Raw genomic sequence first — 21,786 nt, 5'->3', positions numbered from 1 at the left:
AGGAACCTAGTTGGCGTGCAGTGCCGCATTCAGGGCAATACCCTGCCCGGAGCGCTGGCGCGCTTCGACGACGCCGGTGGTCGAGTTGCGGATGAAGAGGACACCTGACTGTCCCGAGAGTTCAGCGGCCTTCACGATGCTGCCATCCGGAAGGGTAACTTTGGTGCCCGCCGTGATGTAGAGGCCGGCTTCGACCACGCAGTCGTCGCCGAGGGAAATGCCGATACCGGCCTGAGCGCTCAGGAGGCAGCGCTCGCCGATGGAGATCCTTGCCTTTCCGCCGCCTGAGAGTGTGCCCATGATGGAAGAGCCGCCGCCGATATCGGAGCCGTTCCCCACTACCACTCCCGCAGAGATGCGGCCCTCGACCATCGAATGCCCCAGTGTGCCGGCGTTGAAGTTGACGAAACCCTCGTGCATCACAGTGGTGCCCTCAGCGAGGTGTGCGCCGAGCCGAACACGGTCGGCGTCCGCGATCCGAACGCCCGAAGGAAGGACGTAGTCAACCATCCGAGGGAACTTGTCGACGCCGTAGACCACCACGGTGCCGCGGGAACGCAGCCTGAGCCGCGTCATTTCGAAATTGGCGACCGGGCAGGGGCCGAAGTTGGTCCACACCACGTTGGCGAGCAACCCGAATATGCCGTCCAGATTGATCGAGTTCGGCTGGACCAGGCGGTGGGAGAGAAGGTGGAGGCGCAGGTACGCATCGGCTGCGTCCAATGGCGCATCATCGAGGTTGATCTGTGTTGTGAGAACCTCCTGAGTGACGCCGCGAAGGGCGTCGGGGGCTGCGACTGCAGCCAACTCCGCGCGCAGCGGATCATCGCTGCCTTCCAGAGCGCCGAGAACGGGCTGCGGATACCAGGCATCCAATACGGTTCCGTCCTCGGCTACGGTAGCCAGCCCGACACCGGATGCGGTTCGGCCGGCGGGCACAGAGGCGGTCAGGGGAGCGGATGCGGTTTCAGTCATGGCCTCCATTCTACCGAGAGCCTTCCGGGGATCCTGCAACCTCGCGCCCAGTACGCGCTTCCTGGGCTCCCAAACCTCGCGCGCTCGGCCCGGGACCCTCGCCCAGTACGCGCTTCCTGGGCTCCCAAACCTCGCGCGCTCGGCCCGGGACCCTCGCCCAGTACGCGCTTCCTGGGCTCCCAAACCTCGCGCGCTCGGCCCGGGACCCTCGCCCAGTACGCGCTTCCTGGGCTCCCAAACCTCGCGCGCTCGGCCCGGGACCCTCGCCCAGTACGCGCTTCCTGGGCTCCCAAACCTCGCGCGCTCGGCCCGGGACCCTCGCCCAGTACGCGCTTCCTGGGCTCCCAAACCTCGCGCGCTCGGCCCGGGACCCTCGCCCAGTACGCTTGGAAACATGACGGCTTCCGAAATATTGACACTCGACCCGACCGCCGATGTCGCGCAGCTCACGGCGGACATCATGGATATCGAGAGCGTCTCGGGGAACGAGAAAGCGCTCGCCGACGCCGTTGGGGCAGTGCTCCGGTCCTGTGAACACCTTGAAGTTGTCCGGGAGGGTGACTCGCTGATCGCCAGAACCAATCTGGGGCGGCAGGAGAGGGTAATCCTTGCCGGACACCTCGACACCGTTCCCCTCCCGCACGTGCAGGGTTCGCGAGGGACCGTGCCAAGCAGGTGGGAAGGCGACGTTCTCTATGGACGCGGTGCCACCGACATGAAGGGCGGAGTTGCCGTGCAGCTTGCCCTCGCAGTTGCGCTTACCGAACCCTCACGGGACGTCACCTACGTGTTCTACGACCACGAGGAGGTGGAAGCTTCCTTGAGCGGCCTGGGCCGATTGGTAGGGAGCTTTCCGGAGTGGTTGCAAGGCGACTTCGCGGTGTTGCTTGAACCGACCAACGGAACGGTCGAGGGCGGTTGCAATGGCACCGCCCGTTTCGACGTTACGACGACGGGGCGAGCCGCCCACTCTGCGCGCGCATGGATGGGGGAGAACGCAATTCACGGAGTTGCGGAGGTGCTGGTGAGGTTGCGGGACCACGAGCCCGCGACGGTAACGGTTGACGGACTGGATTTCCGCGAGAGCCTCAACGCGGTGCTGATCACAGGCGGAACGGCGGGGAACGTGATTCCGGACCGCGCCGTCGTCGAAGTGAACTACCGCTTCGCACCCGACAAGACGCCCGAACAGGCGGAGGAATATGTCCGCAGTCTCTTGGAGGGCTTCGACGTTGTTCGCACTGACGCCGCTGCCGGTGCGCGTCCTGGCCTGAACCACCCTGCAGCAGCGGAGTTTGTTGCGGCGGTCGGCGAAGAACCGAAACCGAAGTACGGCTGGACCGACGTCGCACGGTTCAGCGCAATGGGAATCCCAGCTGTGAACTTCGGTCCGGGAGACCCACTCCTGGCCCATTCCGATGATGAGCACGTGCACGCCGATGCGATCCGTGCCTGCCTTAAGGCGTTAAACGAGTGGCTCGCCTGATCCCGAAGGTCCAGACGAGCCATCCAATTACAGCTGCGTTCAGCTAAGCTGCTCCGACACCTGTTCCTGTATTCGTCGGATCAGCGACGAGCACTTTTTCGTTCTTGTCCTTGCGCGTCTTTCCTCCGGTCCTGAAACTCAGCAGCCGGGATAGCTTGGTGGCAAGAGAGGTCAGCAGGAAGTTGATGATGATGAAGATCACCGCAGCAACAATGAGTGACTGGAAAATGTTTCCCTCACCCGAGCCAAGGCGCCGCGCATAGGCGAGTAGCTCGGAGTAGGTGATGATGTAGCCGAGCGCAGAGTCCTTCAGGATCACCACGAACTGGCTGACCAATGCCGGCAACATGGCGACCAGCGCTTGCGGGATCTCAATTGCACGCAGCGATTGCGTTCGCGTCATACCAATCGCGAGTCCAGCTTCACGCTGACCCTTGGGAAGGTTGTGGACGCCCGACCGGACCAGCTCCGCAATGACCGATCCGTTGTACAGCGTAAGGCCGAGAATTACTGCAACGAAGGGTGAGTCCTGGGGGCGGAAAATACCGAAGTTGCCTAGCAGCAGCCAGAAGAAGATCATCATGAGAAGCACAGGTACCGCGCGGAAAAACTCGACTACGATCCCGCTGAACCACCGAATCGCGGCCACGTGAGACAGACGTCCTAAACCGAAAATCAGGCCGAAGATAATCGAGGTCACTACGGAAATTGCTGCCGCACGGAGTGTGTAGAAAAGTCCCTCAAGCAGGAAGAACCGCCAAGTGTCCCATTCAAGGAACGGGCTCCATCGTTCCGGTGCAAACTGGCCCTGGGCAGTCAGGGCCACAATCAGATAACCGATGAGTCCGACAATAATGATCGCACCAATAATGTTGCCGATCAGGATGTTGCGGCGGGATTTCGGCCCCGGCGCATCGAAGAGAACCTGCTGTGCGCTCATCGTGCCACCGCCAGTTTCTTTGAAGCCCAGGTAGTGAGCAGGCCGATTGGAATTACAAGAATCACAAATCCAATTGCGAAAGTGAAGAAGATTGGATAGATCACGTCGGAACGGAACTCGATCATTTCCTTCATGACCGTCGAAGTCTCAATTGCAACGGACCCTGCGGCTGCGACCGTCGAGTTTTTGATAAGGGCGATCAGCACGTTGCCAAGCGGCGCAATTGCGCCGCGGAAAGCTTGCGGCAGGATGACAAGCCGGGCGGCTGGCATGAAGCTCAGGCCGATCGCACGGGCTGCTTCCGCCTGACCGAGCGGGACGGTATTCACCCCGCTCCGGATAGCTTCGCAAACAAAGGCCGCGTGGTAAATAGCGAGCCCGAGGATCGCGATGCGGAACAGGCTTACATTGAGGTCCTCATCGAGCGTGAAGCCGAGCTGACCAAACAGGCCAAGGAAACCGAAGGCGAGGATGATGGTCAGCGGGGTATTTCGGAAGACGTTGACGTAGGCCGCGCCAAGCCACTGCAGACTGGCTATGGGCGAGATCCGCATGAGTGCCAGCAGCGTGCCTAGCAGGAACGACCACAGTCCGGCCCAAAGGGTCAGTTGAATGTTGACCCAGAATGCCCCGAGGACATCGTATTCGACCAGGAGGGACAGGTAGTCCTCCATTATTCGGCCTCCAATGCATAGACGAGCGGTGGGACAGCCGTAGCTGCCCCACCGCGATTAGTGTCAATCAGGCGCAGTCATCCGGCGTCGGCGGGTTCAGTTCCGCGTTCGGCTCGTAGTCCACACCTTCGAGGTTGTTCTGCAGGGCCTCTTCCCAGGCGCCCTCTTCAATCATCTTCTCGATTGCGGCGTTGATGTCCGAGCACAGCTCGCTACCCTTGGTGAGCCCTACGCCGTAGCGCTCTTCTGAGAAGGTATTGCCGACGACCTTGAAATCTCCACTTTCCGCGTTGGCAGCAAGCCCAGCGAGGATAATGTCATCGGTTGTAACGGCGTCGATCGCGCCGCTCGCCATGACCGAAACACACTCGGCGTAGCCTGGCTGCTCCACGAGGTTGACCCCGGGGTACTCCTCTTTGATTTTGGTCGCCGAGGTGGAGCCGGTCACGGAGCAGAGATTCTTGCCCTCGAGGTCTTCTGGACCCGAGATGTCGCTGTCAGCGGGTACCAGCAGGTCCTGGCCAGCTATGAAATAAGGGCCCGCGAAGTCGACGGTCTCCTTGCGCGTATCGGTGATCGAGTAGGTTGCGAAGATCATGTCGACCTGCTCGTTGGCGAGCATGTTCTCTCGGTTGGCCGAAGGGGATTCGACCCACTCGATCTGATCCTCGGTGTACCCAAGCTCACCTGCAACGTACTTGGCGACGTCCACGTCGAAGCCGGTGTAGGAGCCGCCCTCGTCGAAGCCGAGTCCTGGCTGGTCAAACTTGATGCCGATGCGGACCGTCTCACCGCCGGCCTCGCCGCCGCCTTCGCCGCCGCCTTCACCGCCGCTCTCGCCTCCGCCGCCGCAGGCGGACAGGGTCAACGCCGCAGCTGCTGCCATTGCTGCGGCTGCATATCGTGTTGTTCGCATGATTTCTCCTCGCGTTCTTTCCTGATTGAAATTCGTAAGTAGTCAGTGGGCCAGGATCTTGCCGAGGAAGTCCTTGGCGCGATCACTCCGGGGGTTGGTGAAGAACTCTTCCGGCTTGGCCTGCTCAACGATCTGGCCGTCCGCCATGAAGATCACGCGGTCCGCAGCCTTCCGGGCGAAGCCCATCTCGTGAGTGACCACGATCATGGTCATGCCTTCCTTGGCGAGCGCCACCATGGCGTCGAGGACTTCGTTGATCATTTCCGGGTCCAGTGCTGAGGTCGGCTCATCGAAGAGCATGACCTTCGGTTGCATCGCCAGGGCCCGTGCAATTGCCACGCGCTGCTGCTGGCCGCCTGAGAGCTGCGCCGGCAGCTTCTGTGCCTGATTGTCGACGCCGACCCTCTTCAGCAGCGACATGGCGAGTTCCTTCGCGGCATTGCCCTTCATACCTTTGACCTTCACCGGCCCCAGGGTCACGTTCTCGAGGATCGACTTATGCGCGAACAGGTTGAACGACTGGAACACCATTCCGACGTCGGCACGCAGTTTGGCCAATGCCTTGCCTTCAGCCGGGAGTTCCTTGCCGTCTATGCGGATCTCGCCGTTGTCGATGGTCTCGAGACGGTTGATCGCACGGCACAGAGTGGATTTCCCCGAGCCTGAGGGACCGATGACCACCACGACCTCGCCGCGCGCGACCTCAAGGTTGATGTCCTTGAGCACGTGCAGTTCACCGAAGTGCTTGTTGACTTTCTTGAGCAAGACGAGTGGCTGTGCTGACGAGTCGGGTGCGGATGCGGACGGGCTCGACTGTGGGTCACGGGTCATACCTAGAATGTAGCGAAAGATTACCCGCTGGCAATACGCCGCTTGATGCAAACCGGGAATCGTGATTCAAGAGCAACCAAAACAGATCCGCACCCACGGACCGCTAGCCTTGAGTTCATGAGTCCTCACATCGGTAACGAGAACCAGCAGCCCGGAGCTTCGAGCGCCCCCACCCGGCGGCGAGGCCAGGTGGAACTTCGACGTGATCAGGCCAAATCGATGCAGTCCGACCGCTATCTTCTGGACTCCGAAGAGGAAACCCCCTTCACCAAGACGGATCCCTGGCGCGTCCTGCGCATCCAGAGCGAGTTCGTGGAAGGGTTCGGCACGCTTTCCGAGCTGGGACGCGCCATCAGCGTCTTCGGGTCTGCGAGGACACCTCGGGACTCGCCGTACTACGCAGTTGGCGAGGAAGTGGGCCGACTGCTCGTCGAGGCCGGTTACGCAGTGATCACGGGTGGGGGCCCAGGCGCGATGGAGGCTGCCAACAAGGGTGCCTGCGAAGCCGGCGGGATGTCTGTGGGCCTCGGCATCGAGCTTCCCTTCGAACAGGGGATGAACGAGTGGGTGGACCTTGGCATCAACTTCAGGTACTTCTTCGCCCGCAAGACCATGTTCGTGAAGTATGCGCAGGGCTTCGTTGTGCTGCCAGGCGGATTCGGGACTTTGGACGAACTGTTTGAGGCGATGACGCTGGTGCAGACACAGAAAGTGACCTCCTTCCCCATTGTGTTGATCGGAACACAGTTCTGGGGCCCGCTGTGGGATTGGGTGCGAAATACGCTCCTAGCCAACGGAATGATCTCCGAAAAGGACCTCTCACTTGTCCATCTCGTTGACGATCCCGCCGAGGCCGTTCGTCTGGTCCTGGCTGACACCGCGGCGCACAGCGGCCCCTGACCATGTCAATCTTCCTGGTGTTGGTCGCCATTCTGATCGTCGGTGCGACTGCCTTCTTCGCAGTGGGAAGGAACCGCGCAGGCAACGCTCCCGCCAGCGTGCGGGAGCCCGGCGTCGTTCCCGGTCTGGTGGAACCGACACCCACGCTGCCCCCAGTACTGCTGCCAGAAAATCCCACAGCGGACGATGTAGGCCGGATCCGCTTCTCACTTGGGCTCCGCGGATACCGCATGGACCAGGTCGACGAAGTTCTTGACCGCCTCGCCTCCGCGCTGGAAGAACGGGACGAGCTCATCACAGTCCTGCGTGAAAAGCGGAGCCCGGGACAAAGCGAAGTACAAGACGAGCCGCAGGACCGGGAAGAGGAGAGCCCATGACAGCTGTGACCGGCAGCGACGGCCGCCTGCGCTGCGGCTGGGCCGTCTCCAGCAGCGACTACGAGCTGTACCACGACACCGAGTGGGGCCGTCCGGTCAACGGCGAGGCCGCACTGTTCGAGCGGATCAGTCTGGAGGCATTCCAATCAGGCCTCAGCTGGATCACTATCCTGCGCAAGCGTGAGGCCTTCCGTGAAGCCTTCGCCGGGTTCAATCCGCAGGCGGTCGCGGGATTCGACGACGACGACGTCGCCCGCCTCCTCGCCGACGCCGGCATAGTGCGCAACCGCGCAAAAATCCTCGCCACAATCGCCAACGCGCGGGCCCTCCTCGCGCTACCGGAGGGGACTACCCTCAGCGGTATCCTCGCAGCACACCAGCCGGCTCCAAAAGCGGCGCCCGCTGGTCTCGCCGATGTCCCCGCCGTCGTGCCGGAGTCCGTGGCGCTGGCCAAGGCGCTGCGTTCGCACGGATTCCGATTCGTGGGGCCCACCACTGCCTATGCCATGCAGCAGGCCACCGGGTATGTGAATGACCACCTCGCCACGTGTTGGGTGCGGGACCGTGTTGCGTTCGGTTCCTGACTCGGCCATTCAGGCACGCCTCCTGGCGGTGGGCCAACGGCTCGCGAAGCTTCCCTGGTGGGCCCACGTGCTGTTCATCTACGCAGCCGCCCGGGCGTTCTCCACCATCGTGCTCGGTGCTGTGGCCTCACGGCAGGTTCCGAGCCCGTGGGCTTCAGCGTCGCCCGGTTATGTGGAGTTTGTGAACTTCTGGGACAGTGGCTGGTACGAGCGCATTTACGACGGCGGATATCCCACCGAACTGCCACGCGGTGACGACGGCGAGGTACTCCAGAACCAATGGGCCTTCTACCCGTTGTTTCCCGCCTCCGTACGATTGGCTTCCCAACTCACGGGAGCAGGGTGGAATCCCACCGCGCCGATTCTCGCCGCGGTATGCGGGGCGCTCGCAGCGCTTGTCATCTACCGCATCTTCCGACTGCGGGCCGACCATCGGGACGCCCTGTGGGCTGTGGCGTTGGTGGCCTTCTTCCCGGTGTCCCCGATACTCCAGATCCCATACGCGGAGTCATTGCACCTGATGCTCCTGGCAGTAGCGCTGTATCTGGTGGTCACCGAGCGGTACCTCTCGGCAATTCCTGTGGTGGTGCTGATGTGTCTCGCACGGCCGGCCGGGGTTCCGTTCGCCGCGATGCTCGGACTGTTACTGCTGGCACGGCTCATGTTCCACCGTGCGGAGACGGCGGCGCTGATCCGGTTGGCTTGCCTCACCGTGTTCTCAGGCCTTGCGGCGCTGGCGTGGCCCTTCGCAGCCTGGGTCGCAACCGGTGTACCGGACGCCTACGTGCAAACCGAGACGGTGTGGCGGGGCACTCACCTGACGGTGTTTGTGCCGTGGGTGGACGTGTCAGTCGAACTGCTGGGGCCGGTGCTTGGGCCGATCACCCTCGCCCTTGTCGCGGGCGGATTTATCGGCGCCCTGCTGTCTCCCGCGGGCCGGCAGCTGGGCCTGCCACTTCAGCTCTGGTGCGGGGCCTATCTCCTGTACCTCGCGGCGTTCTGGAACCCGCAGACCAGCACCTTCCGCGTCCTGTTGCCGCTGTTCCCCCTTGCCCTGGTCGCGGTACTGGCATCCACTTCGCGGGCGTACCGAGGGCTTGCCGTCGCCGTGTTCGCCTGCCTGCAGGTGGTTTGGGTGGCGTGGCTATGGGCCTATTTTCCGATGTTCGAAGGTGCGGACCACTCACCCTGACGGTGTGATATGCACCGCAGGGCGATTCGCCCGGCGCGCAGTTGTACGGGATAATAGGAACGGATGAGCGTACGGGGGATCACTCCACCGTGCATTGTTGACCGCGGCTTACGGCCGCGCACTGTGGAAGGAATACTCTTAATGGCTGCGATGAAACCGCGTACCGGTGACGGACCCATGGAAGTCACCAAAGAGGGACGCAGCCTGATTATGCGGGTTCCGATCGACGGCGGCGGACGCCTGGTCGTGGAGCTCAACGCAGAAGAGGCGGGCAAGCTCAAAGACTGCCTGCTCACGGTCACAGAGTAAAGGGCGAGGCCCCGGCTTGAGCGCCAGCGAAAGTTGGGAGCCCGGTAGTCGCTAACGGGCGAGGGCACCGGGGTAGTCGCTGACGGGCGAGGGCACCGGGCTTGAGCGCCTGAACGCTGGAGGCCGGTAGTCGCCAGAACCAGCAGCCGCCCAGTGGGAGAACTGCTAGGACAGTATTTTGACGGCCATCTGCAAGCCGTTCCCGGCAGGCAGGAGCGCAGACACTAACTGTTCATGGGACCTGAGCGTCTTTCCGACCTGGCGCAGTGTGTTGGTCGATGCTTCGCGGACAGCGGGATCTGCCACCTTTCCGCCGTCGAGCGCGTCATTGATCAAAAGCATTCCGCCGCCTTTGAGCAGACGAACCGCCTGCTCGGCGTAGACCGGCAAGCCCGCTTTGTCTGCGTCGAGAAACACCAGATCGTAGGCGGCATCCGTAAGGCGGGGAAGGACATCCGCAGCCCGCCCTGAGATTGTCCGTGTGCGGTTACCGGGAATTCCTGCTTCCGTGTAAGCCTCTCGTGCGGCACGCAAATGGTCGACGTCTGAATCGATCGTCGTGAGCACCGAATGTTGGCCCATGCCGCGTAGCAGACAGACGCCCGAGACCCCAGCGCCCGATCCTACCTCGACAACCGTCATAGCCTTGGAACCCGCAGCAAGAACGGTCAGTGCTGCTGCAATACCCGTGCTTACGGGTGTCACGCCGAGCTCGTAGGACCGGTCACGCGCGCGCAGCAGCACATCGTCCTCAACTGGCAGGCCTTCCGTGTAGGTCCAGTTGGCCTGCTTCTCCGTGCTCATGAGATTCCGTTCTGTTCAGGAGGATGGAATGGAAGGGGTCGCGCTGCATACGCAAGCGGATTTGTCTTCAGCCTACTGCCGTGGACCGCCGGCACCACGCATCACCGCGCCCTGCTGCTACTCCAGGATCTTCCAGCTACCTTTCAGGTGCATTCGGCAAAATATAGGACGCAAGGCATCCAACAGAGGCGACGCCCCGAATAACTAGCGGAAGGTCGCGGACCTGCAGACTTGCGGGCCGCGCACCAGCTCCCGATTCGAGGGTGAGAGGAGAGAGTCGATGTCTACTTCCCGCGCAGCGGCCAATACAGTCACCACCGGCGAGCAGGATCCTAACGAGGTTGCCTGGGTGGCGCCGTCCTGGGAGGAAGTTGTCCGAGACCATTCCCCCAAGGTCTATCGCCTTGCCTACCGGCTGACCGGCAACAAGTACGACGCGGAGGACCTCACACAGGAAGTGTTCGTACGCGTCTTCCGTTCGCTCGCCAACTTCAAGCCCGGAACCCTTGATGGCTGGCTTCACCGCATTACCACCAATCTCTTCCTTGACCAGGCCCGGCGCAAGAGCCGCATCCGGTTCGACGGCCTCGCGGACGATGCCGAGAGCCGCCTGCCCAGCACCCAGCCGAGTCCGGAGCGCAGTTTCGAGTTCAACAACCTGGACCTGGACGTGCAGGCGGCGCTGGAGGAGCTGCCGCCGGACTTCCGGGCAGCCGTTGTACTCTGTGACCTGGAGGGCCTGGCGTATGACGAGGTGGCTCGCGTGCTTGGCGTGAAGCTCGGAACGGTCCGCTCGCGTATCCACCGTGGCCGGACAATACTCCGGGAGAAGTTGGCACACCGTGATCCCCGCCAAGTCCCGCCCAGCACCACCCGGCTGAACCTGCCTCGGATCGCGGGTGCCCGCTAGGTCCATGCGCCATCCAACGCGTTTTCTCACCGACTACGTCGCCGGTGAACTCGGACCTGTGCGCCAGCGGGCCATCGAGAAACACCTCCTGCAATGCCGACAGTGCAGCCATGCCGTCGAGCAGGAGGCAAGTGTCCGGCACCGTCTCCAGAACGCTGCGACCCCTGACCCTTCAGCCGACCTCTGTGAGCGCATCCTGCTGCAGGCTTCGGATGACTCGAATGCGGCTGGCGGCCCTTCGGCCCGGCCCGGCTCGGAACGGGAGCAGGGCCATCGCGTTCTGAACCCGTCTTTTGCCCACCGTCACCGCACCGCCCTGGCCATCGGTGGAGGCATGGCCGTTGTGACTGCTGCTACGTTGACGGCGGCCTATGCGCTCGGGTCGGAGATTCAACCCGACGAATTCGTCGCTGCGGGAGGTACAGCAGCTGTCTCAAATAGCTGGGAATCTATTGCCGCACAAACGCCTGCATCTCTTTCCGAACCCGAGATTGAACAGCTCCGCGATGACGGATGGTTCTGTCCCGAACTGAAAACAATGGGTTTTAACCTGATTGGCGCGGAAGCGTTGACGGTTGACGGCCGTCCAACGCTGCAGTTGAAGCTTGACGACGGTGAGCACACGCTGACCATCTTCGAGCAGCGCGGCCAGTCGTCAGGTGCAGCGGATGCCGTACCCGTCAACGGAGCAACCGGCAACACTGTGGTGGAGGACGGATTCGAGGAGGTCGGGGGAACCCAGCGGACTGTCTGGGTGCATCCCGGCCGTTCATGGCAACTCGTAATCGACTCCGGCTCCGTAACTTACACAGTTGTTTCCACGCTGCCCATAGCAGACATGCCAAGGACTGTGAGCCAGCTCATGCTTACCGAGCATTCGCAACTCGCTTACTCCCGCCCGGACACCCCGGACGATCCACTGAGCCGCATCCTGCGTGGGCTGGAGAAACTGGCTCGGCCCTCACCGTGACGTAAATCGCTTCCGCCCGTCGTAAGCAGGTAGGCTTCTTCCGTGTTGGGAATCAATGGATACGAGTTCCTCTTGTTGGCGCTCATCGCTGTCATCGTCCTTGGTCCCGAACGTCTGCCCGAATACGCTTCGCAGCTGGCCCAGCTTGTGAAGGGCCTGCGGCGCATGGCCACCGGAGCCCGGGAGCAGCTGCGGGATGAAGTCGGCTCGGATTTCGACGACGTCGACTGGCGGAAACTGGACCCGCGCCAGTATGATCCACGGCGCATCATCAAGGAGGCGCTCCTCGATGACCTTGAGGACGCCATCAAACCAGTGAATGATAATGCTCCCGAGCCGCAGCAGAAATCAATCGGCTCCGCGTCTGTTCCTGGAACCTCTACTTCGACGGCAGCTCCCCGGCTTTCGGCCGGTCAGGCGGCGCCTTTCGACGCCGAAGCGACCTGACCCTCTTCCTGACGAGGAGCCGCTCACGCCAGCTTCGGTGTTACCTTCAGCAGCTTGTCGCTGAGCCCACGGGGCCGGCGGGACAAGTTTGCAGCAATCTGCTTGAGTTCCAGGGCAGCTGGGGAAGACGGTCCGAGAACAACAGGGTTGCCGCTGTCGCCGCCCTCACGGAGGGCGGGTTCCAGTGGAATATGCCCCAACAGCCCGACGTCGTAGCCCACGGTCGATGTCAGCCTCCGAGCAAGTTCTTCACCGCCACCCGAGCCGAAGATCTCCATCCGCTCCCCGCCGGGTAACTCCAGCCAGGACATATTCTCGATCACGCCGGCCACTTTCTGGCCGGTCTGTACCGCCATGGAGCCGGCACGTTCTGCGACGTCAGCGGCAGCAGTCTGGGGCGTCGTAACGACGAGGAGTTCGGCGTCCGGAAGCAGCTGCGAAACGGAAATCGCGATATCCCCGGTTCCCGGCGGCAGATCCAGGAAGAGCACGTCCAGGTCACCGAAGTACACGTCACCGAGGAACTGTTCCAGGGCACGGTGCAGCATCGGACCACGCCAGGCGACCGGCTGGTTGCCCTCTACGAACATGCCGATCGAGATCGCCTTCACCCCGTAAGCTACGGGCGGCAGGATGAGTTCATCCACGCGGGTGGGAGATTGCGTGATTCCCATGAGTGCGGGGACGGAGAAGCCGTAGACGTCGGCATCGACAATGCCGACCCTCAGTCCGTCCGCCGCCATCGCCGTCGCGAGATTGACGGTAACGCTGGATTTGCCGACCCCGCCCTTTCCGCTCGCAACCGCGTACACCCGCGTGAGTGAACCGGGGTCATTGAATGGGATTCGCCGTTTGCCCCCGGCTCCCCGCAGCCGTTCCTTCAGGTCATCCCGTTGTTGCTGCGACATGACGCCCAGCTCAACCGACACCCGGGTTATCCCGTCGATGCCCGCAAGCGCACCCTCAACATCGCGTGTGATGGTCTCACGCAGGGGACACCCTGCGATAGTGAGGAGAACGCGGACGACGACGGCGCCGTCGTCGTTCACTGTAACGCCCTCTACCATCCCCAGCTCAGTGATGGGGCGGCGAAGCTCGGGGTCGATCACGCCGGACAGGGCGTCATGGACTGTGGCTTCCAGTGTCACTGACTGTCCCTCCGCGGCGGAATTTTGGGCAGGACGGCGGTGGTGTCCGATACCCTGCGCTTGGGCTTGCGCTGGGTCGGGGATTCCTGGCCGTCCGGGGACTCCAGGAGTTCCTCAAGAACTGACCTTAGCTCCGAGCGAACGAAGTCGCGGGTGGCGACTTCGCGCAGCGCAATCCGGAGTTCGGCGATCTCGCGCGTGAGGTACTCCGTATCCGAGAGATTCCGTTCGGCGCGCTGCCTGTCCTGTTGGAGGGAGACGCGGTCGCGGTCATCCTGGCGGTTTTGCGCGAGAAGCAGCAGGGGAGCGGCGTACGAAGCCTGCAGCGACAGCATCAGCGTCAGCAGCGTGAATCCGATGGCCGCGCTGTCGAACCGCCATTCCTCGGGTGCCCAGCTGTTGAATGCGAGCCAGACCGCCACGAAGACGGTCATATAGAACAGGAACTGGGGTGTTCCCATGAAACGCGCGAAATTCTCGGTGGCGCTGCCGAAGGCGTCCGGGTTCGGCCGCAATCGGGGGAGCCATCTCTTCCGGCTCTCCCGCGGCGTGTCCAGTCCGCTTGCCACGGTTCTGCTCTTCTCAGCCATTCAAACCTCCCCGCGAACTATCGGGCGTTATGTCCTGGGCACGCCAGTCTTCCGGAAGCAGGTGGTCCAGGACGTCATCTACAGTCACCGCCCCCACCAGGCGGCCGTCGCTATTAACGATCGGCAACGAGTTCAGGTTGTATGTGGCGAGGATTCGCGAAACCTCGCTGATCGTCGCCTGGTCGCCCACCGGTTCCAGATCGGTGTCCACGATGTTTCCCAGCGGTTCAGGAGGCGGGAAACGAAGCAACTGCTGGATATGGACGACACCAAGGTACCGGCCGGTCGGAGTCTCCAGCGGTGGCCGGCAAACGAAGATCGATGAAGCCAGGGCAGGCGTAAGTTCCTCCCTGCGCACGTGCGCCAGGGCCTCCGCGACGGTTGCCTCCGGTGGAAGGATGACCGGGACCGTTGTCATCAGCGAACCCGCTGTATCCTCCTCGTATTCGAGCAGGCGGCGGACGTCTTCGGCGTCGTCCGGTTCCATCAGCTGCAGAAGCTCTTCCTTCTGCTCCTCGGGCAGTTCGTTCAGGAGGTCGGCGGCGTCGTCCGGGTCCATTTCTTCCAGGACGTCTGCCGCGCGTTCGCGGTCCAGTGAGGACAGGATCTGCACCTGGTCATCATCCGGGAGCTCCTGAAGGATGTCCGCGAGCCGCTGGTCCTGAAGCTCACTCGCCACCTCGATGCGGCGCTTTTCGCTCATCTCATGCAGGGCATCGGCGAAGTCGGCTGCCTTCAGATCGTCATGCTGGGCGACGAACTGTGTGGCGGCCTGGGGCTCGGCGGAGTCGCCGTGGAACGCATCAAGCCAGTCGATGATGAGGCGCTCGCCCCTGCGAAGCCCCCGAAGCCGCGACTGCCCGACGCCGCGCCGGATGAAGACCTGGGAAACATGCCAGTCCCCGGAGCGGTCCTTTTCCATGGCGATGTCTTCGATGGTCGCTTCGCCGCTGCCGTCCCGGAGAGTGATCCGGCGGTCGAACAGCTCAGCGACAACAAGCTGTTCCGCACCGCGCTGGTCGAAACGGCGAAGGTTGACCAGGCCGGTACAGATGATCTGGCCGGCATCGATCGAGGTGACACGGGTCATCGGAACGAACACGCGCTTCTTACCGGGAACTTCAACGACGAGCCCAACCACCTGCGGTGTATCGCCCGGGCCACGGTCCAGTACAACGGCATCCCGAAGGCGGCCGAGACGATCGCCCAGGGGGTCGAAAACGTCCAGGCCCAGCAGGCGTGCCACAAAAACGCGCGTCGGATTGCTGCTCACATGCCTAGGCTACTGCCGTTGCCACGCTGGCGCCGTATTGCGTGACAGCACCCACACCGCGGCGCCCGGCCCGATCCAACGGGGACCGGTGCGAGTTCACTGCGAGCGATACAGCAACACAGTGGCCCGGATCTAGGCAAGAATGAAAACATGTCAAACGTTCTTGGACGCACTGCTTCGCGGGATGAGAGCCGTACCCTCCCCAAAGGCGAAACCATCGGCCGGTACAGCTCCTACCTGGATGCGCAGAAAGCCGTCGACTATCTGGCGGACAGCAAGTTCCCCGTGCAGCAAGTCTCCATCATCGGCAATGACCTCAAGACCGTGGAACGGGTGACGGGTCGGCTCAGCTACCCCAGGGTGGCGCTCGCCAGCGCCGCCACCGGTGCCTGGTTCGGTCTCTTCGTCGGGTTCATCCTTACGCTCTTCGGCGGGGACTCGACTTACCTGCCGATCATTTCGTCGATGGCGCTAGGTGCCGTGTTCTGGGTACTCTTCGGCGTGATCGCCTATGCCTTCCAGCGCGGCAAGCGGGACTTTACCTCGACCAGCCAGGTGGTTGCCACGAGCTATGACGTGATCGCGGACCCCTCGGTTGTTGGGGAAGCCCGCCGCATCCTTCAGCAGTTGCCTATAAACGGCAGCCCTGGCAACAGTGCGGGGAACGGTCAGGTCTGGGGTGACCGCACGCAGCAGCCACAGACACCTCAGCAGCCTCCGCAGCGCCCCGAGGGGTGGGGAACCCCTCCGGGACAGCCTCCAGCTGAGCCACCGGCTAACCCCCAGGAACCGGGCCAGCAGGACGGGCTCAGGCCCGAAGATGGCGCGCAGCAGGACCCGGCGAAGCCTGCCACCCGCGGCCAGTTCCCCGACCTGCCCGATGGGCGGCCGCAGTACGGCGTCCGTGTGCCGCAACAGCCAGGGGACCGTGAGCAGGACGCCAACGCCACTACTGGCCAGGACGAGCAGCCGCGTAAGAACTGATCATCAAGACAAGCGGACGGGCAGCCAATCGGCTGCCCACCCGCTTTGTTTGCAGGTCCGTTCGAACCTATTCGCCCGTGGGGCTGAAGATACCGGCCATCCAGGCTTCGACGTCGTCCGCTTCCCTGGGTAGTGCGGCGCTGAGATTGACCGGGCCGTCCGCCGTCATCAGGATGTCATCTTCGATGCGCACACCGATGCCACGGTATTCCTCCGGAACGGCGAGGTCCTCTTCCTTGAAGTAGAGGCCGGGTTCGATGGTGAAGACCATGCCCTCGGTCAGAGTTCCGTCAAGGTACAGCTCGCGCTTCGCCTGTGCGCAGTCGTGCACGTCCATCCCGAGGTGGTGGCTGGTGCCGTGCGGCATCCACCGGCGGTGGTGCTGGCCCTCGGGTGCGAGCACCTCTCCGAGTGATACCGGCAGAAGTCCCCACTGGTCCAGGCGTTCCGCAAGGACGGTGATCGCGGCCTGGTGCACTTCGCGGAACCTGGTACCGATCGTGGCTGCGGCGAAGCCGGCATCGGCTGCGTCCAGCACCGCCTGGTAGACCTTCCGCTGGATCTCCGAGTACTTCCCGCTCACGGGCAGGGTGCGGGTGATGTCGGCGGTGTACAGACTGTCAGCCTCCACACCGGCGTCTAGGAGCAGCAGCTCGTCAGCCTTGACCGTGCCGTTGTTGCGGATCCAGTGCAGGACTGTCGCGTTGTTTCCCGACGCCGCGATGGTGTCATAGCCGAGATCGTTACCCTCTTCACGGGCGCGGGCAAAGAAGGCGCCCTCGATGACGCGCTCTCCGCGCGGGTGCGAAATGGCGCGCGGAAGTTCCTTGACTACTTCGTGGAAGCCATTCACGGTTGCCGCCACGGCCTTGCGCATCTGCTCGACTTCCCACTCATCCTTGATGAGCCGGAGCTCGGACAGTGCCTCGGCCAGCTTGGCATCGAGCTCATCGGATGCTTCAAGGTCCACCCCGGTGTTGATCCGGGACGTGTCAACCAGCGCGTCCGCGTTGAGGTCAACTTCGCGCAGCAGGCGGACACGGATGCCTCCCACCTCAACAACTCCGGCGTCCTTGGTCACCGCGGTCTCCAGGTCGGCAAGGTCAGCTGTCTCCAGCGACAGCAGCGCCCGGACCTCAGCCCTGGACAGCCTGGATCCGATCCAGAACTCGCCGTAGCGGGCGTTCGCGTAGAACTCGGCGCTGTCCCTGCCGGCCAGTTCCCGGAAGTAGAGCGTGGCGTGGTGGTTGCCGCCGTCGTCGCCCTTGCCTTCCTCCGTGGGCTCGAAGACGAGGACTGCATCCGGCTCGTGGTCAACGCCCAGGCCCGTGAGGTGTGCGAACGCCGAATGCGGCCGGAAACGGTAATCGGTGTCATTCGACCGGACCTTCAACGGGCCGGCGGGAATGACCAGGCGCTCGCCCGGGAAGAGCCGGGAAATCTTCAGCCGACGCTGCGCTGCGTAGCCTGCAACTTCCGACTCCGCGGGAAGTTCGGTGGCCTTCGGTGCCCACTTTGAGCCCATGAAGGCTTTGAAGGCGTCGGAGTCCGGCCGCTGTGAGCGGTTCTCGTTGCGGCTGGAAAGGGGCTGTTCTTCCGGCGTGACGGGGGTCGCGTCTTCGCCGTTGCCCGGAGCTGTGGTGGTCGCTGTGGATGGGGTGTTCTCTGCTGTACTCACCGTTCCATCGTCTCACTGGGGGCTTGGCGGGCAAAACCCTCCAGACCGGTCCACCGGGCAAAACACTCAGGTAATTGCCAGCGGATCCTGACGGGAATTCCATCGATATTTTCCTTCGGGGCACCCGGAGGCTTTGTAAGGTAACCCGGGGGCTTGCGAACAGCGCAAGGAACTGGAAGCCACACACCGAAGGACTTATGCCACCGAATACGCCCAGAGCGCGCAACAAGCCACTGGACGGACTGAGAGCCGTTGCTGTTGCGGCCGTCGTCGCCTACCACCTCGTTCCGGCAGGGCTGCCCGGGGGTTTTCTGGGTGTGGATCTGTTCTTCGTCCTCAGCGGTTACCTCATCACCGGGTTGGCGCTGGAAGAGCTACGGATAACCGGCCGCCTCGACCTCGCACGGTTCTGGATTCGACGTCTCCGCCGGATTGTTCCCGCACTGGTTCCCGTGGTCCTCGTCGCCTTCACACTCGTGCTGCTCTTTCCCACCGAGGCGGACCGCACGCTCAAGAGCCAGGCCGCCGGCGCCGCGACTTTCAGCACAAACTGGGTGCAGCTCGCATCCGGTGGTTCGTACTTCGCGGAATCGGAGCCTCCGTTGCTGCTGCACCTGTGGTCCCTCGCGGTGGAGGAACAGTTCTATCTGCTGTGGCCGCTGCTTCTGCTGCTCCTATGGAAAATCGGCGGAGGCCGGATTGGGGCTGCACTTCCGTTGTGGGTGGCATCGCTCGCACTGGGCGGGGCCGTGCTGAGCGCCCTGGCGATGGGTCTTCAATACACGCCGGGCGCCGATCCCAGCCGGTTGTACTTCGGGACCGATACCCATGGTTTCGGTCTGCTCCTCGGTGCCTGGCTGGCGCTGGCCGCCGGGCGTACCACCGTGGTCGTCCCACCGGCGACCGCACGGATGGTGCTTCCTGCAGCCCTGCTGGGGCTCACGCTGTTCTTCCTGATCCTGCACGACGATGGCGCTGCCGCGTACCAGGGCGGCATGTTCGCCTTCAGCGCCGTGTCGGTACTCGTAGTGGCGCTACTGCGCAACGCAACGGGTCCCGCAGCGAGTTGGTTGGCGAGCGCGCCGCTGCAATGGGTGGGCCGGCGTAGCTACGGAATCTATCTGTGGCACTGGCCATGGACGGTGCTCGTGAGTGGCTGGCTGCCCGCCGGCGCGGATCAATGGGCTGCCGCCGTCGTCGTACCACTCACGCTGATGTGCGCTGCCGCCAGCTGGCGCTATCTTGAGCAGCCGGTCCTCGCTCACGGGCTGAAGGGCTCTGTAAGGGGCGTCCTAGGTCGCTGGCGTGGCGGAAGCGTCCAGCCTGCCCTGGTGAGCGGAACCGCCGCCATTGCCTCGGTATCGGTCCTGGCAGGTACGGCGGTTGCCGTTTCGCCTCCCTCGACGCAGCTCGAGGAACAGTTGGAAGCAGGACAGGCGGCAGCACGGCAAGCGGCAGCGGCGGTGAAACACACGCCTTCACCGTCCGCAGCTCCGGTGCAGCCCGCTCATCCGCAGCACCCGCCGTCGTCCCCCAAGCCGCCCGGATCCGAACACGCTGTGCTCGACGGCTCGGCCATGACCGCGCTGGGCGACTCGGTCATGCTCGCCGCGGCGCCGCAGCTGGTAGCGCAACTGCCCGGGATCGATGTGCGTGCCGAGGTCGGCCGGCAGATGGGTGAGGCTCCAGCCCTGGTTGAGGCGCTGGAACGTGAGGGGTTGCTGAGGCAGGTTGTCGTCGTCGGGCTCGGCACGAACGGCGATTTCGATCCGTCGGTACTCGATGACCTTGCGCGGGCTGTCGGCCCGGACCGACGGCTGATCCTGGTGACGGCACACGGACCGCGGGACTGGGTTGGCGCGGTGAACGACAAGCTACGCTCCTTTGCTGCAGCCCGGCAGAACGTGGAACTCCGCGACTGGAACCAAGCAGCCGGCGAGGTCCAGGACTTTGCCGACGACGGAATTCACCCGGGGCCGCACGGAGGCCAGGTCTACGCTGAGCTCGTGCGTTCCGGACAATGACTTAGGAGTTGTCCGACGTACAGTTGTTTGGTGAGAATCGACCTGCACACCCACTCGACGGTGTCCGACGGCACCGAAAGCCCAGCGGACGTGGTCCGCGCGGCCGCTGCCGCAGGACTCGACGTGGTTGCGCTCACCGACCATGACTCGACAGCCGGTTGGGCGGAAGCAGGCCGCGCAAGCAGGGAACTGGGGTTGGCGCTCGTGCCCGGAATGGAGGTGTCCTGCCGGACGGACACCGGCATCAGCGTCCATGTGCTGTCCTACCTGCATGACCCCACCCATCCGGCGCTCCTCGCGGAAGTGGAACGTTCCCGGGACGCCCGCCTGACCCGGGCCGAACGGATGGTGGAGAAACTTGCCGTGGACTACCCAATTTCCTGGGCGCACGTGCTCGAGCACGTAGCTGTTGGCGCGACGATCGGCCGGCCACACATTGCGGACACGCTGGTTGCGCTTAAGGTTGTTGCCAGCCGGAGCGAGGCCTTCGCGCATATCCTCAGCGCCCGGTCACCGTACTGGGTGAGCCACTACGCACCGAACCCGGCTGACGCCGTCGAACTGGTCCGCGCTGCGGGCGGGATCCCCGTGTTCGCCCATCCCGTCGCCTCCTCACGCGGACGTATCGTGGACCGCGGCGTCACGGAGGAGATGATCGGCGCAGGACTCCTGGGGCTGGAGATCGAGCACCGGGACAACCCCGACGAGGGCCGGGGCGAGCTTCGCGCGATCGCCGCGCAACACGACTTGCTGGTTACCGGATCGAGTGACTATCACGGCACGGGAAAACCCAACCGGTTGGGCGAGAACCTGACACGGCCCGAGGTCCTGTCGCGTATGGAGCAGCTCGCGACCGGTAGCCGCGTCATCCGGTAGCGGCCGGCTCCTCGTCCGCTGGCTGAACGGCTCCGCACCAGGGGGCAAGCCGGTTTTCCATGACATCAATGGCCTGGCGGTTACTGTCGATGCACACGAACCGCCGTCCAAGTTTCCCGGCCACAGCGCCCAGCGTTCCGGAGCCGGCGAAGAAATCGAGCACCCAGTCCCCGGGCCTGCTGCTGGCCGTCACGGCGCGCCGGATGAGGCCCTCGGGTTTCTGGGTGGGATAACCCGTTTTCTCCCGCCCGGTGGGGGAGACAATGGTGTGCCACCAGACATCCGTTGGCAGCTTGCCGAGGGCAGCCTTCTCCGGGGTGACCAGGCCGGGCGCCATGTACGGCTCCCTGTCGACGTCGGCGTTGTTGAAGTAGTAGCGATCAGGGTTCTTCACGTACACGAGGATGTTGTCGTGTTTGGCCGGCCACTTGCGGCGCGCACGGGCACCGTAGTCATAGGCCCAGATGATCTCGTTGAGGAAGCAATCCCGCCCGAACAATGCGTCAAGCATGACCTTCGCGTAGTGCACTTCCCGGTAGTCCAGGTGCACGTAGAGCGTGCCGTCATCGGCCAGGAGCCGCCACGCCTCGGTGAGGCGTGGCGCGAGGAACTCCCAGTAGTCCTCGAAGGCGTCGTCATAGCTGGCGAGAATCCCCTTGACGGTCGAATAGCTGTGCCCTTTGAAGCCGACGCGGTCTCCGGCGCCGGGCGCACTGCGCACCATGGAGGTCTGCTGCCTGCGCTGCGAGCGGCCCGTGTTGAACGGCGGATCCACATAAATCATCGTGAATGCACCGTCCGGCAAACCGGGAAGGTACTCGGCGTTATTGGCCTCCACAACGAGGTTTGGCCCGTCCGGCCGCCAGGCCGGAGGGGCCGCCGCATCCTGCACGGGGCT

General features: G+C 63.5%; 23 protein-coding genes. 12 read left to right on the top strand and 11 right to left on the bottom strand.

Features of this window, described 5'->3' with window-relative positions:
- Positions 1-6 precede the first annotated feature (6 nt).
- Positions 7-975 (bottom strand): 2,3,4,5-tetrahydropyridine-2,6-dicarboxylate N-succinyltransferase, encoded by a 969-nt coding sequence (gene dapD / locus BJ994_RS10580; protein ID WP_167993946.1) that lies wholly within the window; start codon positions 973-975, stop codon positions 7-9.
- 394 nt (positions 976-1,369) lie between these two features.
- Here dapD and dapE point away from each other — a divergent pair, with 394 nt between their 5' ends.
- The gene (gene dapE, locus BJ994_RS10575) at positions 1,370-2,461 is read left to right on the top strand and encodes a succinyl-diaminopimelate desuccinylase (RefSeq protein ID WP_167993944.1); all 1,092 of its coding nucleotides are present in this window, start codon (positions 1,370-1,372) and stop codon (positions 2,459-2,461) included.
- A gap of 43 nt (positions 2,462-2,504) precedes the next feature.
- On the opposite strand, the gene BJ994_RS10570 is transcribed toward dapE, so the two are convergent.
- The 4 genes from BJ994_RS10570 to BJ994_RS10555 all read right to left on the bottom strand — a co-directional run bounded on the left by BJ994_RS10570 (position 2,505) and on the right by BJ994_RS10555 (position 5,822).
- A complete protein-coding gene (locus BJ994_RS10570; protein WP_167993942.1) occupies positions 2,505-3,401 on the bottom strand; it encodes an amino acid ABC transporter permease in 897 nt (298 codons plus the stop codon).
- Positions 3,398-4,075 (bottom strand): amino acid ABC transporter permease, encoded by a 678-nt coding sequence (locus BJ994_RS10565; RefSeq protein WP_167993940.1) that lies wholly within the window; start codon positions 4,073-4,075, stop codon positions 3,398-3,400. The genes BJ994_RS10570 and BJ994_RS10565 overlap by 4 nt, the downstream gene beginning before the upstream one ends.
- A 67-nt stretch (positions 4,076-4,142) precedes the next feature.
- Positions 4,143-4,991 carry a glutamate ABC transporter substrate-binding protein gene (locus BJ994_RS10560; protein ID WP_167993938.1) on the bottom strand — a complete coding sequence of 283 codons (849 nt, stop codon included), beginning with the start codon at positions 4,989-4,991 and terminating at the stop codon, positions 4,143-4,145.
- A gap of 42 nt (positions 4,992-5,033) precedes the next feature.
- Positions 5,034-5,822 carry an amino acid ABC transporter ATP-binding protein gene (locus BJ994_RS10555; protein ID WP_167993936.1) on the bottom strand — a complete coding sequence of 263 codons (789 nt, stop codon included), beginning with the start codon at positions 5,820-5,822 and terminating at the stop codon, positions 5,034-5,036.
- A gap of 117 nt (positions 5,823-5,939) precedes the next feature.
- Between BJ994_RS10555 and BJ994_RS10550 the strand changes: the two genes are divergently transcribed.
- From BJ994_RS10550 to BJ994_RS10530, 5 genes are all read left to right on the top strand, one after another.
- Complete coding sequence (locus tag BJ994_RS10550; protein WP_167993934.1) at positions 5,940-6,722, top strand: LOG family protein; 783 nt, start codon at positions 5,940-5,942, stop codon at positions 6,720-6,722.
- 2 nt (positions 6,723-6,724) lie between these two features.
- A complete protein-coding gene (locus BJ994_RS10545; RefSeq protein ID WP_167993932.1) occupies positions 6,725-7,099 on the top strand; it encodes a DivIVA domain-containing protein in 375 nt (124 codons plus the stop codon).
- Positions 7,096-7,683, top strand: coding sequence for a DNA-3-methyladenine glycosylase I (locus tag BJ994_RS10540; RefSeq protein WP_167993930.1), 588 nt, complete (start codon positions 7,096-7,098; stop codon positions 7,681-7,683). Before BJ994_RS10545 ends, BJ994_RS10540 begins: the two co-directional genes overlap by 4 nt.
- Positions 7,631-8,875, top strand: a complete 1,245-nt coding sequence (locus BJ994_RS10535; RefSeq protein WP_245192284.1) for a hypothetical protein — start codon at positions 7,631-7,633, stop codon at positions 8,873-8,875. The genes BJ994_RS10540 and BJ994_RS10535 overlap by 53 nt, the downstream gene beginning before the upstream one ends.
- 141 nt (positions 8,876-9,016) lie before the next feature.
- Positions 9,017-9,184 (top strand): DUF3117 domain-containing protein, encoded by a 168-nt coding sequence (locus BJ994_RS10530; RefSeq protein ID WP_167993928.1) that lies wholly within the window; start codon positions 9,017-9,019, stop codon positions 9,182-9,184.
- Between the two features lie 165 nt (positions 9,185-9,349).
- On the opposite strand, the gene BJ994_RS10525 is transcribed toward BJ994_RS10530, so the two are convergent.
- The gene (locus BJ994_RS10525; RefSeq protein ID WP_167993926.1) at positions 9,350-9,988 is read right to left on the bottom strand and encodes an O-methyltransferase; all 639 of its coding nucleotides are present in this window, start codon (positions 9,986-9,988) and stop codon (positions 9,350-9,352) included.
- 280 nt (positions 9,989-10,268) lie between these two features.
- Here BJ994_RS10525 and sigE point away from each other — a divergent pair, with 280 nt between their 5' ends.
- From sigE to BJ994_RS10510, 3 genes are read left to right on the top strand one after another with little or no spacing between them, the layout of a single operon-like run.
- Complete coding sequence (gene sigE, locus BJ994_RS10520; RefSeq protein ID WP_167993924.1) at positions 10,269-10,898, top strand: RNA polymerase sigma factor SigE; 630 nt, start codon at positions 10,269-10,271, stop codon at positions 10,896-10,898.
- Between the two features lie 4 nt (positions 10,899-10,902).
- The gene (locus BJ994_RS10515; RefSeq protein WP_167993922.1) at positions 10,903-11,868 is read left to right on the top strand and encodes an anti-sigma factor family protein; all 966 of its coding nucleotides are present in this window, start codon (positions 10,903-10,905) and stop codon (positions 11,866-11,868) included.
- Positions 11,869-11,910: 42 nt separating this feature from the next.
- The gene (locus tag BJ994_RS10510; protein ID WP_167993920.1) at positions 11,911-12,315 is read left to right on the top strand and encodes a twin-arginine translocase TatA/TatE family subunit; all 405 of its coding nucleotides are present in this window, start codon (positions 11,911-11,913) and stop codon (positions 12,313-12,315) included.
- A gap of 23 nt (positions 12,316-12,338) precedes the next feature.
- On the opposite strand, the gene BJ994_RS10505 is transcribed toward BJ994_RS10510, so the two are convergent.
- From BJ994_RS10505 to BJ994_RS10495, 3 genes are read right to left on the bottom strand one after another with little or no spacing between them, the layout of a single operon-like run.
- Positions 12,339-13,463 carry an Mrp/NBP35 family ATP-binding protein gene (locus BJ994_RS10505; RefSeq protein WP_342450355.1) on the bottom strand — a complete coding sequence of 375 codons (1,125 nt, stop codon included), beginning with the start codon at positions 13,461-13,463 and terminating at the stop codon, positions 12,339-12,341.
- On the bottom strand, positions 13,460-14,053 hold the full coding sequence (locus BJ994_RS10500) for a DUF1003 domain-containing protein (RefSeq protein WP_167993918.1): 594 nt from the start codon (positions 14,051-14,053) through the stop codon (positions 13,460-13,462). Before BJ994_RS10500 ends, BJ994_RS10505 begins: the two co-directional genes overlap by 4 nt.
- Positions 14,046-15,326, bottom strand: a complete 1,281-nt coding sequence (locus tag BJ994_RS10495; RefSeq protein WP_167993915.1) for a magnesium transporter MgtE N-terminal domain-containing protein — start codon at positions 15,324-15,326, stop codon at positions 14,046-14,048. Before BJ994_RS10495 ends, BJ994_RS10500 begins: the two co-directional genes overlap by 8 nt.
- 150 nt (positions 15,327-15,476) lie before the next feature.
- Between BJ994_RS10495 and BJ994_RS10490 the strand changes: the two genes are divergently transcribed.
- Positions 15,477-16,310 carry a YflT domain-containing protein gene (locus BJ994_RS10490; protein WP_209066780.1) on the top strand — a complete coding sequence of 278 codons (834 nt, stop codon included), beginning with the start codon at positions 15,477-15,479 and terminating at the stop codon, positions 16,308-16,310.
- Positions 16,311-16,377: 67 nt separating this feature from the next.
- Here BJ994_RS10490 and BJ994_RS10485 read toward each other — a convergent pair whose 3' ends face one another.
- On the bottom strand, positions 16,378-17,988 hold the full coding sequence (locus tag BJ994_RS10485; RefSeq protein WP_167993906.1) for an aminopeptidase P N-terminal domain-containing protein: 1,611 nt from the start codon (positions 17,986-17,988) through the stop codon (positions 16,378-16,380).
- A 197-nt stretch (positions 17,989-18,185) separates the two neighbouring features.
- Between BJ994_RS10485 and BJ994_RS10480 the strand changes: the two genes are divergently transcribed.
- On the top strand, positions 18,186-20,012 hold the full coding sequence (locus BJ994_RS10480; protein WP_167993904.1) for an acyltransferase family protein: 1,827 nt from the start codon (positions 18,186-18,188) through the stop codon (positions 20,010-20,012).
- Between the two features lie 30 nt (positions 20,013-20,042).
- Complete coding sequence (locus BJ994_RS10475; protein WP_167993903.1) at positions 20,043-20,888, top strand: PHP domain-containing protein; 846 nt, start codon at positions 20,043-20,045, stop codon at positions 20,886-20,888.
- Here BJ994_RS10475 and BJ994_RS10470 read toward each other — a convergent pair.
- Complete coding sequence (locus BJ994_RS10470) at positions 20,878-21,780, bottom strand: DNA methyltransferase (protein ID WP_167993902.1); 903 nt, start codon at positions 21,778-21,780, stop codon at positions 20,878-20,880. The genes BJ994_RS10475 and BJ994_RS10470 overlap by 11 nt on opposite strands.
- Positions 21,781-21,786: the final 6 nt, after the last annotated feature.

Source organism: Arthrobacter pigmenti (genome assembly GCF_011927905.1).
Taxonomy (GTDB): Bacteria; Actinomycetota; Actinomycetes; order Actinomycetales; family Micrococcaceae; genus Arthrobacter_D; species Arthrobacter_D pigmenti.
This window is presented reverse-complemented; position numbering and strand designations above follow the sequence as displayed.

Coding starts and splice junctions, on each gene's coding strand:
- dapD (WP_167993946.1), bottom strand. CDS start 975: ATGACTGAAACCGCATCCGCTCCCCTGACCGCCTCTGTGCCCGCCGGC.
- dapE (WP_167993944.1), top strand. CDS start 1,370: ATGACGGCTTCCGAAATATTGACACTCGACCCGACCGCCGATGTCGCG.
- BJ994_RS10570 (WP_167993942.1), bottom strand. CDS start 3,401: ATGAGCGCACAGCAGGTTCTCTTCGATGCGCCGGGGCCGAAATCCCGC.
- BJ994_RS10565 (WP_167993940.1), bottom strand. CDS start 4,075: ATGGAGGACTACCTGTCCCTCCTGGTCGAATACGATGTCCTCGGGGCA.
- BJ994_RS10560 (WP_167993938.1), bottom strand. CDS start 4,991: ATGCGAACAACACGATATGCAGCCGCAGCAATGGCAGCAGCTGCGGCG.
- BJ994_RS10555 (WP_167993936.1), bottom strand. CDS start 5,822: ATGACCCGTGACCCACAGTCGAGCCCGTCCGCATCCGCACCCGACTCG.
- BJ994_RS10550 (WP_167993934.1), top strand. CDS start 5,940: ATGAGTCCTCACATCGGTAACGAGAACCAGCAGCCCGGAGCTTCGAGC.
- BJ994_RS10545 (WP_167993932.1), top strand. CDS start 6,725: ATGTCAATCTTCCTGGTGTTGGTCGCCATTCTGATCGTCGGTGCGACT.
- BJ994_RS10540 (WP_167993930.1), top strand. CDS start 7,096: ATGACAGCTGTGACCGGCAGCGACGGCCGCCTGCGCTGCGGCTGGGCC.
- BJ994_RS10535 (WP_245192284.1), top strand. CDS start 7,631: ATGACCACCTCGCCACGTGTTGGGTGCGGGACCGTGTTGCGTTCGGTT.
- BJ994_RS10530 (WP_167993928.1), top strand. CDS start 9,017: ATGGCTGCGATGAAACCGCGTACCGGTGACGGACCCATGGAAGTCACC.
- BJ994_RS10525 (WP_167993926.1), bottom strand. CDS start 9,988: ATGAGCACGGAGAAGCAGGCCAACTGGACCTACACGGAAGGCCTGCCA.
- sigE (WP_167993924.1), top strand. CDS start 10,269: ATGTCTACTTCCCGCGCAGCGGCCAATACAGTCACCACCGGCGAGCAG.
- BJ994_RS10515 (WP_167993922.1), top strand. CDS start 10,903: ATGCGCCATCCAACGCGTTTTCTCACCGACTACGTCGCCGGTGAACTC.
- BJ994_RS10500 (WP_167993918.1), bottom strand. CDS start 14,053: ATGGCTGAGAAGAGCAGAACCGTGGCAAGCGGACTGGACACGCCGCGG.
- BJ994_RS10490 (WP_209066780.1), top strand. CDS start 15,477: ATGTCAAACGTTCTTGGACGCACTGCTTCGCGGGATGAGAGCCGTACC.
- BJ994_RS10480 (WP_167993904.1), top strand. CDS start 18,186: ATGCCACCGAATACGCCCAGAGCGCGCAACAAGCCACTGGACGGACTG.